A 15,549-nucleotide genomic window follows, 5' to 3' on the forward strand; every position below is an offset into this window, starting at 1 on the left:
CTTTCACAGAGGACCGCACGGACGCTGCCGGGGCGGCTCCAAGGGCGGGCTACGCGAGCTGTTCACGGGCGGCCTCATGGCGGGCAGCGGTGGCACGGCGCATACCGGCCCCACGGACGCCGGAGCCGGTGGGCGGGCGTGCGGCGCCGGGACGGTGCGGTGGCGACCGGCCGCAGCGGCTGCGGCGAGACCAGGTCCAGGGACCTGGACTGGGCGAGGATGGCCGACTCCAGTTCCCGCAGCCCTGGGCCGGGGTCCACGCCCAGCTCGTGCACCAGCAGGCGGCGGGTCCTGGCGATCACCGCCAGGGCGTCACCCTGCCGGCCCGACCGGTAACAGGCCAGGGCGAGCAGTCGCGCGGCGTTCTCGCGGAAGGGATGATCGCGGGTGTGCTGCTCCAGCGCTGGGATGATCTGGGCGTGCCATCCCAGGTCCAGGGCGGCCTCGGCCCGGTGTTCCACGGTGGCTCGCCGTAGTTCTTCCAGCTGGGCCGCCTCCGGCGCCGCCCAGTGCTTGTGGGCGAACTCGGCGTACGCGGGGCCCTCCCACAGCGCCAGGGCCTCGTCCGCGATGGCGACCGCTCGCGTACGGTCCTGCTCGGCGAACGCGGCGTACGCCAGCTCCCTGAACCGCCACGCGTCCACGTCCTGCGAGTCCAGGCACAACCGGTACCCAGGTACGGCGCTGACCAGCACGGACGCGGGGGCGCGCGGTGGCCGGCGAGGCTCCAGGACACGGCGGAGGTTGGAGACATACACCTGGAGCGAGGCCAGCGCCGTGGCCGGCGGCCGGCCGCCCCACAGGCCGTCGATGAGCCCGTCGGTGGTGACCACCCGCCCTCCCGCACCGACCAGCATGGCCAGAACGGCGCGCTGACCTGCGGGACCGAGGTTGGCAGGCTCGCCCGCCACCTCGCCACGGAACGAGCCCAGCACGCGCAGCCCTACCTTCGTCATCGGGTCACGCACCTGGGGTCACGCCACCAACGCCGGGTGGCCAGCACGGCGACGACCATCGCGCCCGACGTGAGCGCGCCCCCTTCGCCCAGCCACCAGGCTGAGTGTGCGGTCGCCGCGGTCAGGGGCTCGGCAGCGAGGTAGATGGAGGCGTTCAGAGTCGCGTGCAGCACCAGGACCGGCCAGATGCTCCCGGTACGAATCCGCAGCCCCACCAGCGGAAAGGCCAGCGCGACGGCCTCGACCGTGAACCACAGCAGCGCGTACGGCGTGGGCACCCCCGCCCGGACCGCCCCTGGGACGAACAGCATCAACGGGAAGTGGAACGCCGCCCACGCCAGCCCCACGATCACGGCCGCGCCTCTGGTTTTGGACAGCCGCGTGACCAGCAACGAACTCCAACCCAGTTGCTCCCCGATCGCCAGCACCATGTACGGCACCACCCCGGGGATGAGGCCCAGCAACACGCTCATCAGAGGTGGCAGGCTGGTGGAGCCGGGGTCGAAACGCGCCGCCCCCGTCACCCAGGCCGTCCCGTACGCCAGCCCCGTCCCCAGCACCGGCAGCGCCCACGCCACCGCGATGTTCCTCCAAGGGGTACGGCGGAATCCCCACGGGAAGCCGCGTAGTCCCTTGTCTCCCACCGCCCACGCGATCAGCGCGGCCACGGCCGGCATGAACGCCTGCCCGTACAGCGCTATCAGCGCACCGACCGGGGCGTCATCGAGCCGATCCAGATCCACACCCTGAGCCACGGCAAAGGCCACGGTGGGCAGAACGAGCGCGGGAAGGACGAGGGCGAAGGTCGTCAGCTGCCGTCGGGTGACTCGGTGTGTGATCGGTGGCGATGTCGTGTGCATGACCAGCAGTCCACTCGCCCACCGGTCCCACCCGCGTGAGCACCCGGTCCCCACCGGGTCCCGACTCGGGGAAGGCCTCCCTCGACGTTGGACGCCTCCCTCGGCCGGCCACCTGCCGGGGCACAAGATGCAGGCGCCGACCCGCAAGGTCCTGGGTGGGGCGGGACTCTGGTCCCATTGCCCCAGATGGGGCGTAACGGGACGATGTTCCTGTGCGTGTTCCCACCTGGCCTTGGGCGATCCCCTGCGCGGGCGCAGCGGCCATCCTGATCGGCGCCGTTCTCACGGTCAACGTCCCGGTTCAGGACGCTACGTACCTTCTGCTGGACGCCGTAGTGGGGCTGACCTATCCGCTGGTGGGAGCGTTGATCGTAGCGCGGCAACCGCGTAATCCCATTGGGTGGCTGTTCTGTTTGGGCGGCACAGGGCTGGCGTTGCAGGCGCTGGCGGGTGGCTACAGCGTGTACGGCCAAGCCCACGGATGGCCGGGCACCGAATTCAGCTCCTGGGTGGTCAACTGGGTGTTCTTCACCGGGTTCGGGCCGTTATTCCTGCTGCCGGCGTTCCTGCCCGACGGGCGGTTGCCGTCGCGAAGGTGGCGGCCGGTCATGGGGGCGCTCATCGCGGGCATGGCCATCCTGCAGGTCTTGCTCATGTTCAGGGACATGGTGTGGGTTTGGGGGAGTGAGCGGCCGAGCCCGGTGGGGTTCGTGCCGACCGAGATCATCGCGGCCTGTTTCGGGGTGGTGGTGAGTGCGGCAGCCGTCGTGGGGGCGCTCGCGCTGGGGGTGCGGGTGCGGCGGGCTCAGGATCGGCGTCAGCTCATGCCGTTGCTCCCCGCCGCCGTCGCCATCGCGCTGGCGGCGCTGGTCGACTCCACCCATTCCGGGGGTACGTGGTCCCTCGGGATCTGGCTGCTGGCGCTGACCCTGCCCGCCCTGCCGCTGGCCACCGCAGTATCGATCTTCCGTTACCGGTTGTTCGACATCGAGGTGCTGATCCGGCGTACCGTCGTGTACCTCCTGGTCGCGGGGCTGCTGCTGGGCGCCTACGTGGCCACCGTGACAACTCTGAACGCGCTGTTCAGGCAGCAGGGCGGTGTGCTGGAGTCGTTGCTGGCCACCGGCGTCGTGGCGGTGGCCTTCGCGCCGGCGCGCGATGCCGTACAGCGGGCCGTGAGCCGCGTGCTGTTCGGGAACCGGGGGGAGCCCGCCGCGGCCCTGTCTCATCTCGGGCAGCGGCTGGAGGCGACGGCCGCGCCGACCGAGCTGCTCGACGGCGCGGCCGAGACCGTGGCGCGGACGTTGCGGCTGCCGTCCGTCGCCGTGCTCACCGCCGCCGAGGTCCCCATCTCGGTCTTCGGCGGCGTTCCCGATGATGGCGTACGCATCCCGCTGCTGAGCGGTGGACGAACGGAAGGGGAGCTGCGGGCGGCGCCCCGGTCACCAGGGGAGCCGCTGACCAGGGCGGATCGGGCGGTACTCGACGATCTGGCGCCCCACTTGGCGGTGGCCCTGGCGGCGGTGCGGCTGGCCACGGAGGTCAGGGATTCACGCGAGCGCCTGGTCAAGGCGCGCGAGGAGGAGCGCCGCCGCCTGCGCCGCGACCTGCACGACGGCCTCGGCGCGGACCTGACCACGATCGGACTCAGGCTGTACGTGATCGAGGCCACGGCACCACCAGAGCTGCGCGAGCAGGTCACCGGCGTCAGGGAGCTGACGCAGGCGATCGTCGGAGACGTCCGGAGGATCGTCCACGACCTACGCCCACCCGCTCTGGACGAGCTGGGCCTGTCCGGAGCCCTGGAGGACCTCGCACTGGACACCCCAAAGGGCCCGAACATCGCCGTCACCATCCCCGAACCGCTGCCAGCCCTCCCCGCGGCCGTGGAGGTGGCCGCGTACCGGATCACGCAGGAGGCCCTGTCCAACGCGCTCAAGCACGCCGGCGCCGCCAACGTGGAGATCACCGCGAAGGCCGTGCCCGACCGGCTGGTACTGCGGATCCGCGATGACGGGCGTGGCCTGCCGGAGCCGCTGCGCGAGGGCGTAGGATCCGGCAGCATGCGAGAACGTGCCGCCGAAGTGGGCGGTGACCTGCGACGTTCGTCCGAGCCCGGACGCGGAACCCTCGTGGAGGCGGTGCTTCCCCTATGAACGGCCCCACAGATTCCATTCGTGTGCTGCTGGTGGACGACCACCCGCTGCTCCGCCACGGCCTCAAGGCGCTGCTCGAACAGATCGGCGGCGCCGAGGTCGTCGGCGAGGCCGGCGACGGCGAGGAGGCCATCGAGCTCGCGCTCTCCCTCGACCCCGACGTCGTCGTGATGGACCTGGTCATGCCCGGCATGTCCGGCACCGAGGCGACCCGGCAGCTCATCGACCGCCGCCCCGACCTCGGCGTACTCGTGCTCACCATGAGCGAAGACGACGCGTCGGTGTTCGCCGCGCTGCGGGCGGGCGCGCGCGGGTATGTGCTCAAGGGCACCGCCGGCCCCGACTTCCTCGCCGCCGTGTCCGCCGTTGCCCGGGGAGAGGCGGTGTACGGGCCGGGCGTGGCGCGAAGGATCCGCCGCTTCCTCACCAGCGGGCCCGACAGCGGCCCGTTCCCCGAGCTGACCCAGCGGGAGCGGGAGATCCTCGACCTGCTGGCCTCCGGCAAGTCCAACGCCGAAATCGCACGGGCCCTGTTTCTCAGCCAGAAGACCGTCAAGAACCACCTCACGTCCATCTTCGCCAAACTCCAGGTGGCCGACCGCGCCCAGGCGGTGGTCCGCGCCCGCCGCGCGGGCTTGGGCGAATAGCACCTCAAGCCGACGTACAACCAGCGCGCCAGGGCCGGGTGCTGGGGCCATCCGGCCCGAATTGAACGCCAGAATGCACTGCCGCAGTAAACGCGTAGACCTGATCTTGCCTGTGGCGCACGTTCGCGCAGGTGGGCGCTCCCTTCCCGCAGTAAATCCGGGGTTTACTGCGGTTGTGTCAGTGACGGAAAGATCTACCCTCTTGGAGTTGACCCGGTTTGGTGGACACCTGATCTCTGGGCAACTCCGGTTCCCGGAAGAAGGAGTCTGCTGTGCCGAACAACTATCCGCCGGAGTTTCGCTGGCAGATGGTGGAGCTGGTGCGCGCAGGACGGACGCCGGAGGAGCTGGCCAAGGAGTTCCAGCCCTCCGCGCAGTCGATCCGTACCTGGGTGCGCCAGGCCGACCTCGATGACGGCCGCCGCCAGGATGGCCTGACCGTTCGGGAACGGGGAGGTGAGTACCGACCATGACGGAACGGGCCGGCGTGCTCCGGTCAATGCCGCTTTGGCGCCGCGCGTGCGCAGGCTGACCGGGTCGGTGCCGGTGTCGCCGCCGAGCACCGCGATGTGGTGATGGCCGTGCGCGAGAAGGTGTGACGCGGCTTGCCGACCGGCGTCGACGTCGTCACTGGCGACGCAGACAGCCTCAGGGTGCGCGCGGTGCACGAGCACGTGCGGGATCTGGGCCCGGCGAAGCAGTGCCACCGCGGGTGCCGGGTCTTGGGACGGCGCCAGGAGCACCGCGTCGACGCGGGCGTCGAGCAGCGCCTGGAGTTGTTCTCCTTCACGGTCGGAGTCGAAGTGCGCGCTGCCGACCAGGAGCCGGAACCCGCGCGCGAACGCGGCATCCTCGATGGCGCGGGTCAACTCGGCGAAGAACGGCTTTGCCAGATCGGGGACGACGAGGCCCAGGGTGCCGGTGCGGTTGGCGCGTAGTGCCCTGGCGAGGTTGTTGCGCCGGTAGCCCAGTTCGGCGACGGCGGTGAGGACCCGGGCCCGCGTGTCGGGCGCCACCGGCCGGGGACCGTCGTTGAGGACGTAGCTGACCACGGCGGTGGAGGTGCCCGCGCGCGTGGCGACATCCCGGATCGTCGGTCCGGTGGCCGTGGGTGCCCCTTCCTGAGAGCTTGGGTGTCGTCTATCATGCCAGCGTCATTCTAATCGTTTAGACGTCGCGAAGGACGTACCGCATGCGACTGGTGATCGACACCGACACCGGCTCCGATGACGCCGTGGCATTGCTGATGGCCGCTCGAGATCCCGGGGCGACGATCGAGGCGGTCACCACCGTGGCCGGCAACGTGCCGCTTCCGGTGGCCACCCGCAACGCCTTGATCACCCTTGAGCTTGCGGGATCCGGTGAGGTGCCGGTGCACGCCGGCTGTGCACGGCCGCTGCTCCGCCCGCTGGCGACCGCTCAGCACGTCCACGGCGCGGACGGAATGAGCGGCGCGCCCTTGCCCGACCCGGTCGGCGCGCCGACCGGAGAGCACGCCGTCGACGCTCTGCTGCGCCTGGCCCGTGAGCGGGGACCTGAGCTGACGCTGGTCACCCTCGGCCCGATGACCAACGTCGCGGCCGCGCTGGTCCGCGACCGGCACCTGCTACGCCGCTTCCGGCGAACGTACTGCATGGCCGGCGCGGCCGATGCCTGTGGCAACATCACCGCTTCGGCCGAGTTTAACGTGTGGGCCGACCCTGAGGCTGCGGCGATCGTCTGCGACGCCGCCACTCCCGACAGCGTCACGTGGATCGGTTGGGACGCCTCCCGCCGGTACGCCGTCATGACTCCCGACCGGCAGCGCCGCCTGCGCGAACTCGGCACACCGCTGGCCTTGTTCACTGACCGGATCAACCAGGCCGTCAATGCCTGGGCCACCGATGTGACCGGCCTGCCCGGCTACGATCTGCCCGATCCGCTGGCCATGGCCGTGGCGCTCCACCCCGGCCTCGTCCGCTACAGCGAAACCGCCCAGGTGCGCGTCGCCACGGGCGACGAAGCACGCGGGCAACTGCTCGTCGATCGCCGCCGCACCGCGACCGGCCCCAACCTCAGGCTCGTCCGCTGGGTCGACAACGACGAGTTCGAGCGGATGCTGCTGGCCGCCTGCCGGGACACCGCAGCGTCGTGATCCGTACCGACCAGCCGTGGCGCTATGAGCTGCACTGCCACCTCGATGCCTCGGTACGCCCCGAGACCATCGCCGCCCTCGCCGCGGAACAAGCCATCGATCTGCCCGCACGCGTCCGCCGGCTCGCCGTGGCCCCGCCCGGCGTCGGCAGCCTGCCCGCCTTCCTGGCGTACATCGACGTCGCTCTCGACGTACTGCAGACTCCCGACGCACTGCACCGTGCCGCCGCCGAGTTCGTCGAGGACTGGCGGCATGACCACGTCGTGTACGGCGAGGTGCGCTTCGCGCCTCAGCTGCACACCCGCGCCGGCATGAGCATCGACGACGCCATCGACGCCGTGGCCGCCGGACTCGCTCACGGCGCCGCCGTCACTGGCGTGCGCACCGCTCTGCTGCTGTGCTGCCTGCGCCACCAGCAACCCCGGCACAGCTTGGAGTGAACCGCTCCGACTTTCTTGGAGACCCTGAAGCCAGCATGATCGTGCTGGCGGAAGGGAGAAACACACACGATGCCAGCCCCCAGGAAGTACCCGCAGGAAGTGCGCGAGCGCGCGGTTCGGATGGTCTTTGAGGTCCGCGAGCAGACCGGTAATGCGCCGGGTGCCATCGCCCGGGTAGCCCAGCAGCTCGGCGTGCACCGCGAGGCATTGCGCGGCTGGGTCCGGCAGGCTGAGGTCGATGGAGGACAGCGGCCGGGCACCTCGACGGCCGATGCCCAGCGGATCGCCGAGCTCGAGCGGGAGGTCCGTGAGCTGCGCCGGGCGAATGAGATCTTGAATCTAAGGCTGCTTTTTTCGCCCGGGAACTCGACCCCCGACCGCCCAGATAGTGGCCTTCATCGACGCTCACCGCGAGGAATTCGGCGTCGAGCCGATCTGCCAGGTGCTCGATCTCGCACCGGCGACGTACTACGCGGCCAGGAACCGGCCGCGCTCGGCCCGTGAGCGGCGCGATGAGCAGCTGTCGGCCGAGATCATCCGGCTGTGGAACGACAACTTCGAGGTGTACGGGGTGCGCAAGATGTGGAAGGCGCTCAACCGCCAGGGCGTGGCCGTGGCTCGCTGCACGGTTGCCCGGCTGATGCGCCGGTTAGGGCTGTCCGGCGCGGTCCGTGGCGATCACAAGCGCCGCACGACCATCGCCGAGCCGCTGTGCCCGCGCCCGGCCGACCTGGTCGAGCGGCACTTCGCCGCGCCGGCGCCGAACCGGCTGTGGGTGGCCGATCTGACCTACATCCACACCTGGGCCGGGTTCGTCTACGCCGCGTTCGTCATCGACGTGTTCTCCCGGATGATCGTCGGCTGGCGGCTGACCGACCATCTGCGTACCGACCTGCCGCTGGACGCGCTGGAGATGGCGATCTGGCGTCGCGGCGGCCAGGCCGACACGCTGGACGGGCTGGTGCACCACTCCGACCGCGGCTGTCAATATCTGTCGATCCGCTACACCGACCGACTCGCCGACGCCGGCGCAGTCAGCTCGGTCGGCTCGCGCGGGGACAGCTACGATAACGCGCTGGCCGAGAGCACCATCGGGCTGTACAAGACCGAACTGATCCACCGCCGCGGCCCCTGGAAGGGCCTGGACGACGTCGAACTCGCCACCATGGAATGGGTCGACTGGTACAACAACCGCCGCCTTCACAGCGCCTGCCAAGACCTTCCACCCGCCGAATACGAAACCCTCTACCGCACAAAGATCAACTCGGCTACTCTCACCCCAGCCACGTAACCCGGTCTCCAACAAACCCGGCACGGTTCAGACATCGGCCTGGCACGCTCGACGGTCTAACCGGGCGCTGCCTTCCTCCTGGTGCTGGCATCGGCCTGGACGGTCGCCAGGCTCCTCCCCCGGCGGCTTCCGGAACCGAGCCGTCATCCGACGGTGACCACGTGGCCGTGGTGGGATCTGCCGGGCCGAGCCGCCGCCACCGCGGTGCTCGTGGTGACGCTCACCACCGCGGCCGGCGCCCTCGGCCCTCAGGCGACGGGCGTGCTGGCGCCGTTCCCGATCGCGACAAGTGTGCTGACCGCGTTCGTGCTGGCGCAGCGAGGCCCTGCCGCCGCAGTGCAGGTGCTGCGTGGAATCCCGCAAGGGCTGATCGGCTTCGCCGTGTTCTGCCTCCTGGCCGCGTTGCTGATCGGGCCCTGGGGAGTGGGTGCCGGCTTCGCCCTCGCTACCGTCGGCACCCTCACCGTTCAGCTGACGTGGCAGCGTCTGGCGGGTCGGTACGGCTTGGCCGCACGCGACCGGTCCAGGTCGTAGACGGCGCCTTCGTTCCTTTCCCAGTTACAGTCCCGGATACCCGGCGTGCACCTGTCAGAAATTCATGCGCGTCCTGGCCCTCGTGTGGACTGGCGTGCGAACCGGTGTGCGGGCTGTCGGTCAGCAGGCGGGAACGCCGGCAGCCCACGGGGGCGGCAACTGGCCAGCAGTCGCGCGCCGCAGCGCTGGACCGGCGCCCGCCCACGACCGGCCGCAGTGACCTGCTCGGGCTGCGCCCGGCACGGCCATCCCGCCGAAGGAGACGCCCTGATGCCCGCCCACTTCCTCGGCCTGCAGGGCGTCTACGCCGTCGGCCTCGGCCATCACACGATCTTCGAGTGTCTTCACAAACTCCGAATGATCAGGTGGTGGCCGTCGTCATGCCACCTCCCCAAAGTTTCCGGAATGAGCCCGTACCTATCGGGCGATCAGCAGCTCGCCCGGTGGAAGGCGTTGTAGAGGGCGTTACCGGGGATGCACGCTGGCGCCCCCGCGGTGCTCTGGTCGATCGGGTGGGTGAACCACCAGGTCATGCCGAGCGCGAGGAGCACGGCGGCGAGGGTGACGGCCGCGGTCGCCGGACGGTTCTGGCGCCAGGCCGGTCCCGACAGCGCGACGGCGGCCACGGTCAGGGCCACCCCGGCGACGGCTCCGGCGGAGATCTCCAGCAGGCTGCCGACGTCGGACGGTGGCTCGCCGACTGTGAGGGTGTTGGACAGGATCTCCACGGCCAGGTAGACCCACTCGGTAGTGATCAGCAGGGCGACGACGACGGTGCGCAGCCGGGTGGCGGGCACCTGCGGCCACAGGGCGATCAGGGCCGCCATCGCCCCGAGCAGGACCAGCAGGGTCGAGCCGGCGAGCATCGGATCCAGCCAGTCGGTGATCGGCATGCGCCCGTCTCGGGCCCTGACCGCGGTGAAGCCGAGCCAGGCCGCAGCGAAGACCAGGCCCAGGATCAGCGAGTATCCGAGCAAACGCGGCGGCCGCGCGGGGGTGCCGACGATGGGGGAGCCGCTCACAATCCCTCCAGCAATAGTGAGGTGCGCGCGCACCTGATTTTCTCCTTGCTACTGTGGTGCGCGCTCACCTCACTTGTCAATCCGGGGAGATCACCAATGGCTCCACCCGCACGCCAGCGCATTCTCGACGCCGCCACCCAGCTGCTGCGCGAACGCGGCCTGGCCAGGCTCACCACCCGCGAGATCGCCCAGGCCGCGGACGCCGCCGAGGGCAGCATCACCAAAAACTTCGGCGGCAAGATCGGCCTGCTGATCGCGCTGCTGTCGCAGGAACTGCCGGAGCTGCGGGCCTGGCACAAGGCCGCCACCCCGCCCGGGCAGCGGCCGATGCGCACCGTGCTCGTCGATCTGTTGGAGCGCGGCATCGCCTTCTACACGGCGTCACTGCCGCTGATGGCCGGGGCCGCCGCCGACCAGGACCTGTTTGCCGCCTACCAGGCGACCAACCGCAAGCACGGCACCGGCCCCCACCCGGCGCTCGACCAGATGGCCCGCTATCTGGCCGAGTGCCAAAAGGCCGGTGAGCTGCCGCGCGGCACTGAGCCGTACACGCTCGCCCTCACCCTGTGCGGCATCGCACAGTTCGAGGCGTACACCGAATACGTCTCAGGCCCCGGCGCGCTGCCGGGCGAGCGCGCCGACAGGCTGGCCGCCGCAGCCGACCTGATCCTCGGCCAGCCGAAAGCCTGATCAGGAGAGCCGCAGCATGATCCACGGGAGCTCATCACCCTCCAGCAGGTACCGCTCGACCTCGACGAACCCGTGTGCCTGCGCGAAGCGCGGCCCGTCTACGCGTTGGACGCCAGAACGACCATCTCGATCGCGGGGGTGCCGAACGTTCGCGCCCGTTCCAGCCCCCGCGACGATGGTCGTGACGTTTCCCTGGCCCCGTGACGGCCACGCGGTCACGCCACAGCGAGGACCACATCCCTGACCGTGCCCGAGATCCGCTGGCTGCTGGCCGTGCTCCTACTGACCCGACACCGCTCGATCACGGCCGACCTGCACACCACCGGCCCGGACCCGGAGCTGTACGACGAGGCCGCCCTGGACGCATGGCGGGCCCGGGCGCTCACCTCGCCGAGGCCGTACCCGATGCCGGCCGCCGCCGGAATAGGTCAGCAACGAGGGATGGAAGGCCCGATCGTGCAAGCCTAACCCGCAGGCCGCCTCGGCGACTGCGCCGGCGAGTAAGGCGCGAGGGGCTACCCGAGAGGCTGACGCTTCCCGGCAGCGTCCGCACCGGGCTCGATGCCATCACGGACACGGGAAAGACCATGATGACGATCAGCACCGACACGGACCCGCTCGCCGGCTCGGCCGCCCGGCGGTCAGCCAGGCCGTCTCGATAGTGAGGTAAGGATCACTGCTTGACCGCAAGCAGGCCGTACAGTTTGCTGATCTTCGCCTGGTCGGCGATGAGCGGCAGCGTGTCGAACGTCAGGTTCCAGTCGGTCACCCTGCCGTCCCGGTGGCCGAAGCGCTCGATGATGCCGAAGGTGATGTCACGACCCTGACTGCGGACCGTGCCGTACCACTCCTGATAGGTGGCGTTCTTGGTGCGGACTGTCTGCCCTGGTTCGAGCTTGCCGGCGGGGGTGTCGTCCTGGTCGTCCTCGAATTTGCCGACCAGCTTGTTGATGTAGGCGAGCTTGGCAGATCGGGTGTGCAGCGTGCGCTCGCCGAGCCCGATACCCGACAGCGGCGCCGCGCCGACGCCGTCCACCAGCGCCTCGGCGTTCTTGCCGTTCCAGGCGGCGGCGCGGGCGAGGAGGTTCTTGGTCAGCTGGCTCTCGTGCACTGGCGTGGGCGTTATGGCTGTCGGAGTTCACGGCGTGGTCTCCTCGGGCGGCTGGAGCAGAGCGCTGTAATTGATCGGCTGGTGCTGGTCGGCGTCGCGGGCGTCGCCGATGAGCTTCAGGTAGTCGATGCCGGTCAGCGCCACGGGTGGTGAGGCGTCGCCGTCATCGTCGGTGCCGGGGAGCTCGGGCCGGGCCTTGGGATGAGAATGCCGTCCGATCTTGAAGGGGGCCGCAGCGCCGACCGGTCGGCCGTTGTGGCGGACTTCGATGCGCGTGAGATCGAAGGGATCGAAGGCCAGCTCGACGTAGCGGCCGGCCAGCAGCGGATCGACTTCGTAGGCGTTGTTGTGCAGCGTGACGGTGCCGACCTTGGACACTTTGCGGCGTTCGGTCCACAGGAACGCCTCGGCCAGTTGGGCCTTGGAGGGGACCACCAGCGGGGCGGGCATGCCCTGCTGCCAGCGCCTCAGCGGCTTGGCTGCGGTCTCGGAGTGAATCTGCTGGTGGTAGCAGGTCTCCACCCACGCGACGAACAGCTTGTTCAGCTCGGCCAGGTCGGCGACCGCGGGGGCGGACTCGCCTTCCAGCTCGATGAGGAACTGGGCGCGGACGGTGCGCCAGAATCTCTCGATCTTGCCTTTCCCTTCTGGCCGGTGCGGGGTGGAGTGGATCAGCTTGATGCCCAGGCACGCGCAGGCCCGTAGCAGCCAGGCATCGATGTAGGCGGCGCCGTTGTCGACGAAGATCGCTCGGGGGATGCCGCGGGCTTGCAGCGCCGGTCGCAGCGCGGCGGCCATGCGCACCACATCTTCGCGATAACCCCATCGGGCGCCCATCACCGCCCGGGAATGATCGTCGAGAAAGGCGAAACAGATCGCCCGGCGGCCGCCGATGACCGGCCCGTACAGGGCGTCCCCGACCCAAAGATCGTTGGGCTGGGCGGCTTCGAACCGGCCGAACAACTGGGACGGGGCGGGCGGCGCGGCCAACTCCAGCCGGGCGAACAGGCGCTGCAGGGTCCGATCGGAGGGTGCCTGGCCGACGCTCATCGTTAAGATCCGCCGGACTTGGGCGGCGGTCCGGGCCGGGTTCTCCCGCTTGAGCGCCTCAGCCAGCGCCAGCACCTCCGGCGCGGTCCGCGGCGGCGCGACCTGCGGGCGCGGGACCAGCGCGTCGAACCCGCCGATGCGATACCAGCGCAGCCACCGTTCGATCGTCTTGCGTGAGATGCGTTCTGGCTGCCCGGACAGGCCGATGTGGACCCGTTCGGCCGCGGCCCGGGCCAGCGCGCCGCGCTGCTTGGCCGTCAGCGCCGGATCAATCAGGTCCTGGATCACCTGATAGCGCCACAAGCCGACCTGGCGAGCCTGCTCGGCCCGCCGCCGGCGCTCATCTTCGGCTTTTGTCACCGTTCGTCCTCCTGATCGTGGGGTCGGACAACCCCACGAGGCTGACGGTCAGCGACCAAAAACGACCAGAGTGTGATTCATGTTGATCGGAAAACCGATGAACGGCGGAGCCAGCAGCCTCCCGCCGGTGACCGCGCAGGCCACCTCCCACGGCGCGCTCGCCACCACGTCAGCCAGCTCGGCGAACCGCTCCCCGGCCGCCGCCGCCACCGCCAGCACCGCACCCACCGCCTCCGCCAGCGGCGAGGCCGCCGCCACCACGAACGGCGCAGCGACCACCAGACCGGCACGCACCAGCGTGAACGCCACCCGGATCGGCTCGGCCAACTGCCGCATCCGGCGGATCCAGCCCCGCACCGTCGCCTCCGGCCGCGCCAAACACCGGGCTATCGACCGGAACCCCTCACCCAGCGCCGACCGCGTCAGTGCCTCCCCGATCACCGAGACATCGTCACGGCGGTGCCACAACACATTGACCGGCGACAACACATGCGTCCGCCCGCACGTCCGGCACCGCGACCGGCGCGGCCGGATCCGCCGCCACCAGCCGATACCCCACACCGTCCGCGGCTGCGCCCAGCCCCACGGGCACAGATGACCGGCACAGTCCGGGCAATGCAGCACGCCTTCGCGTAACCGGCGCTCGACGCCAGCCTCGTCCTTGCCTACCGTGAGCATCGGTGCCTCCAAGCACCGCACCACGGCCCTTCCCGATCACGTCGCGCCACGACAGGAAGATCGGGCAGGGCCGTTGTCTTCCATGGACATGCTCACGCTGTCGTCGCGCACCAAGGACAGCAACAAGAGCACAAAGATCGATTCAGATGCCCAGCTGGAGCGACGCGGCAACGCGGCTCAGTGGCCAGAACGAATGACGCCTAACAGCCAGTGGCGCCGCTGCTACGGGCGGCAGCCGCATGCCGGGCGGGGGGACGCGGCACCTCGACTTCGACGACCACACGAGCCTCGATCTCACCGGGGTATCAACCCTGGTGCTGATTTCCGCCGGTTATACCGAGGACGATCAGGTCGTTGGGCGGCACGCGGCGGTCCTCGACGCAGCCGTTCGCGACGGCGTTGACCACATCGTCTACACGAGCCTGACCACGGCCGGTGACCATCTCGGCTTCGCGCTGGCGCACCGTGCCACCGAGCGTCTTGTGCGGGCGAGCGGATTGCCGTGGACGATCCTGCGGAACGGCCTGTACGCCGAACTCTTCGGCGGCCTGCTGATGTGGGCCGACGGTGGTGTGGAGTCCGCCTTCGGGGACGGTGCCCTGGCGGCGGTCGCGCGGGAGGATCTCGCCGATGCCGCGGCGGCCGTTGCGGCGAATCCGGCCCCACACAGCGGGCGCATCTACGACCTCGTCGGCACGCCGATCACGGCGGGTCAGGTGGCCGACCGGCTCGGGGTCCCGCACCGCACCATCGGGCTAGGCGAGTACCGGCGCAGGCTCCTCGATGAGACGCCGGGGCTCCTGCCGTTCCAGCCGCCCATGCTCGCTTCGATCGCCACAGGTATCCGACATGGCTTCCTGGATGGCGCCACACCCGACCTCACGGATCTTCTTGGCCGCGCGGGCCGCGATTCACTGGCTACGGCCGTTTCAGCCGCGTCCGCCACACGGCCGGACGCAAGCCTCCAGTACTCCAGTGACACTTCGCAATCTTGAGGTGTTGGGGTGACATGGCGACGGCCGCCGCGTGATCATTCGGAGTTTGGGAGAACAATCGTCCCGAAAACGTTGGCCGCAGGTCACGCCACGCCGCGGCTGCTGCCAGCTGAGCTCGCCGTGCATCCGCTGGTATCCCCAACCGGGGTTCTCCCGAACCAGACGCAGGATGAGAGCGCGGATGGAGCGGACCGTGGGCGGGCGGCCAAGCCGCTTCGGTCGGCAGGTACGGGCATGGCGCCGTTGCATCAGATCGCGGTGCCAGCGCAGGACGGTGTCCGGGCGGACGAGAAGCCGTAGCTGGCGTAGGACCTCGCGGGGCAGCGAGGTCAGGAGTGCGGCGAGAAAGGCCCGGTCCTCGGGTGCGAATCTGACTCTGGTGTCGGTGCCGAGTTGGCGTTCAAGGACGGTGATCTGGTGGCGCAGGGCGAGAATTTCCACGTCCTTGTCCCGATCGCCCATGGGTAGCAACCGGAGCGCGGCGACGGTGTTCGTGACGGTGAGATAGGCCAGGCGAAGGAGCACGGCCGATCATCATGCCGCACTTGGTCCCTCTCCTGGTGGCCGGAAATCGCGTCACACCGCGCTACAGTAGTTGCTGATTCGATCGCCCAGGTGGAGGATC

The 15,549-nt window shown here is 69.9% G+C and carries 15 protein-coding genes, 2 pseudogenes and 1 other annotated feature; of the genes and pseudogenes, 10 read left to right on the plus strand and 7 right to left on the minus strand.

The genetic code is table 11. From position 1 onward, the window contains the following. Positions 1-74: 74 nt before the first annotated feature. Both ACBJ59_RS51920 and ACBJ59_RS51925 read right to left on the minus strand, forming a co-directional pair. Positions 75-956 carry a BTAD domain-containing putative transcriptional regulator gene (locus ACBJ59_RS51920; RefSeq protein WP_375117387.1) on the minus strand — a complete coding sequence of 294 codons (882 nt, stop codon included), beginning with the start codon at positions 954-956 and terminating at the stop codon, positions 75-77. After that, positions 953-1,699, minus strand: a complete 747-nt coding sequence (locus ACBJ59_RS51925; protein ID WP_375117388.1) for a type II CAAX prenyl endopeptidase Rce1 family protein — start codon at positions 1,697-1,699, stop codon at positions 953-955. The genes ACBJ59_RS51920 and ACBJ59_RS51925 overlap by 4 nt, the downstream gene beginning before the upstream one ends. Before the next feature lie 530 nt (positions 1,700-2,229). Between ACBJ59_RS51925 and ACBJ59_RS51930 the strand changes: the two genes are divergently transcribed. From ACBJ59_RS51930 to ACBJ59_RS51940, 3 genes and pseudogenes are all read left to right on the plus strand, one after another. Continuing rightward, positions 2,230-3,972 carry a sensor histidine kinase gene (locus tag ACBJ59_RS51930; protein WP_375117389.1) on the plus strand — a complete coding sequence of 581 codons (1,743 nt, stop codon included), beginning with the start codon at positions 2,230-2,232 and terminating at the stop codon, positions 3,970-3,972. Next, a complete protein-coding gene (locus ACBJ59_RS51935; RefSeq protein WP_357672791.1) occupies positions 3,969-4,619 on the plus strand; it encodes a response regulator transcription factor in 651 nt (216 codons plus the stop codon). The genes ACBJ59_RS51930 and ACBJ59_RS51935 overlap by 4 nt, the downstream gene beginning before the upstream one ends. A 308-nt stretch (positions 4,620-4,927) precedes the next feature. Continuing rightward, positions 4,928-5,047: pseudogene (locus ACBJ59_RS51940) on the plus strand (hypothetical protein); the annotation flags it as partial. A 30-nt stretch (positions 5,048-5,077) separates the two neighbouring features. Here ACBJ59_RS51940 and ACBJ59_RS51945 read toward each other — a convergent pair. After that, a pseudogene (locus ACBJ59_RS51945) lies at positions 5,078-5,710 on the minus strand (LacI family DNA-binding transcriptional regulator); the annotation flags it as partial. Positions 5,711-5,811: 101 nt separating this feature from the next. Between ACBJ59_RS51945 and ACBJ59_RS51950 the strand changes: the two are divergent. From ACBJ59_RS51950 to ACBJ59_RS51965, 4 genes are all read left to right on the plus strand, one after another. Further along, a complete protein-coding gene (locus tag ACBJ59_RS51950; RefSeq protein WP_375117390.1) occupies positions 5,812-6,753 on the plus strand; it encodes a nucleoside hydrolase in 942 nt (313 codons plus the stop codon). Beyond that, positions 6,750-7,193, plus strand: coding sequence for a hypothetical protein (locus ACBJ59_RS51955; RefSeq protein WP_375117391.1), 444 nt, complete (start codon positions 6,750-6,752; stop codon positions 7,191-7,193). The genes ACBJ59_RS51950 and ACBJ59_RS51955 overlap by 4 nt, the downstream gene beginning before the upstream one ends. A gap of 69 nt (positions 7,194-7,262) precedes the next feature. Further along, positions 7,263-8,484 (plus strand): IS3 family transposase gene (locus tag ACBJ59_RS51960; protein WP_375117392.1). Its coding sequence is split into 2 segments (ribosomal slippage): positions 7,263-7,537 and positions 7,536-8,484, totalling 1,224 coding nucleotides; the frame shifts between segments, so codons are not numbered across the junction. Continuing rightward, positions 7,540-7,653, plus strand: a sequence feature (AL1L pseudoknot). It overlaps the preceding gene by 114 nt. Before the next feature lie 153 nt (positions 8,485-8,637). Continuing rightward, positions 8,638-9,018 (plus strand): hypothetical protein, encoded by a 381-nt coding sequence (locus tag ACBJ59_RS51965; RefSeq protein ID WP_375117393.1) that lies wholly within the window; start codon positions 8,638-8,640, stop codon positions 9,016-9,018. Positions 9,019-9,446: 428 nt separating this feature from the next. Here ACBJ59_RS51965 and ACBJ59_RS51970 read toward each other — a convergent pair whose 3' ends face one another. Continuing rightward, positions 9,447-10,040, minus strand: a complete 594-nt coding sequence (locus ACBJ59_RS51970; RefSeq protein ID WP_375117394.1) for a hypothetical protein — start codon at positions 10,038-10,040, stop codon at positions 9,447-9,449. Between the two features lie 96 nt (positions 10,041-10,136). Here ACBJ59_RS51970 and ACBJ59_RS51975 point away from each other — a divergent pair, with 96 nt between their 5' ends. Beyond that, entirely contained in the window at positions 10,137-10,730 is a 594-nt protein-coding gene (locus tag ACBJ59_RS51975) for a TetR/AcrR family transcriptional regulator (RefSeq protein WP_375117395.1), read from the plus strand. Positions 10,731-10,976: 246 nt separating this feature from the next. Further along, complete coding sequence (locus tag ACBJ59_RS51980; protein WP_375117396.1) at positions 10,977-11,198, plus strand: hypothetical protein; 222 nt, start codon at positions 10,977-10,979, stop codon at positions 11,196-11,198. A 205-nt stretch (positions 11,199-11,403) separates the two neighbouring features. Here the strand turns inward: ACBJ59_RS51980 and ACBJ59_RS51985 are convergent, their stop codons facing one another. From ACBJ59_RS51985 to ACBJ59_RS51995, 3 genes are all read right to left on the minus strand, one after another. Beyond that, positions 11,404-11,841, minus strand: a complete 438-nt coding sequence (locus ACBJ59_RS51985) for a hypothetical protein (RefSeq protein WP_375117397.1) — start codon at positions 11,839-11,841, stop codon at positions 11,404-11,406. Between the two features lie 27 nt (positions 11,842-11,868). Beyond that, positions 11,869-13,179 (minus strand): DDE-type integrase/transposase/recombinase, encoded by a 1,311-nt coding sequence (locus ACBJ59_RS51990; RefSeq protein WP_375117398.1) that lies wholly within the window; start codon positions 13,177-13,179, stop codon positions 11,869-11,871. A 120-nt stretch (positions 13,180-13,299) separates the two neighbouring features. Beyond that, complete coding sequence (locus tag ACBJ59_RS51995; RefSeq protein WP_375117399.1) at positions 13,300-13,929, minus strand: hypothetical protein; 630 nt, start codon at positions 13,927-13,929, stop codon at positions 13,300-13,302. A gap of 239 nt (positions 13,930-14,168) precedes the next feature. Here ACBJ59_RS51995 and ACBJ59_RS52000 point away from each other — a divergent pair, with 239 nt between their 5' ends. Then, complete coding sequence (locus ACBJ59_RS52000) at positions 14,169-14,924, plus strand: NAD(P)H-binding protein (protein WP_375117400.1); 756 nt, start codon at positions 14,169-14,171, stop codon at positions 14,922-14,924. Positions 14,925-15,549: the final 625 nt, after the last annotated feature.

The sequence above is a fragment of the Nonomuraea sp. MTCD27 genome (assembly GCF_041950495.1).
GTDB lineage: Bacteria > Actinomycetota > Actinomycetes > Streptosporangiales > Streptosporangiaceae > Nonomuraea.